This window comes from Bacteroides sp. AM10-21B (assembly GCF_003472565.1).
GTDB lineage: Bacteria > Bacteroidota > Bacteroidia > Bacteroidales > Bacteroidaceae > Bacteroides > Bacteroides propionicigenes.
Genome location: NZ_QRME01000021.1, coordinates 1 through 425, shown reverse-complemented (window position 1 = coordinate 425; position 425 = coordinate 1). Strand labels below are relative to the sequence as shown.

General features: G+C 57.2%; 1 protein-coding gene. It reads right to left on the bottom strand.

From position 1 onward, the window contains the following. Window positions 1-2 precede the first annotated feature (2 nt). Complete coding sequence (locus DW121_RS15500; protein WP_233555832.1) at window positions 3-194, bottom strand: hypothetical protein; 192 nt, start codon at window positions 192-194, stop codon at window positions 3-5. Window positions 195-425 lie beyond the last annotated feature (231 nt).

Genomic DNA, 425 nt, shown 5'->3' with positions numbered 1-425 from the left:
ACCTATTGCCTGAAGTTCCGTTCCACCTCGTCCGACCGGTACTTCACCACCCCATACTCCGTACTACCCTGATTGTTGGTGCGCATCTCGAACTCATACTTCTCGAGCGCCTGCACCAATTCCTGTTGCGTCTGCCGGTTCACCTGCACCTTTCCGTAGATGGTGAGGTGAGTGAGGATGACGGAGGCAGGCATCCACTGCACCGACAAATCCTCCGGAAGGGGGCGGCGGAAACCTCTTGGGGGATGTCCTTGCGTTTGTTTTTTAGTTTGTCTTCATTGACGGGGGCAAAGGTAAAGGTACGCTTCCGAATACGAAAATAGCCCTCTCCCCCCGTGGGGAGGGTCCGCCCCACTTATTTCGGATGCGTGCCGGCGTGCCTACTCCTCCTTGGGGAAGAGCCGCGCAAGGGTGTTGTACAGCGC

Excerpts from the sequence above, each read along its gene's own strand:
- DW121_RS15500 (WP_233555832.1), bottom strand. The coding sequence starts at position 194 with ATGCCTGCCTCCGTCATCCTCACTCACCTCACCATCTACGGAAAGGTG.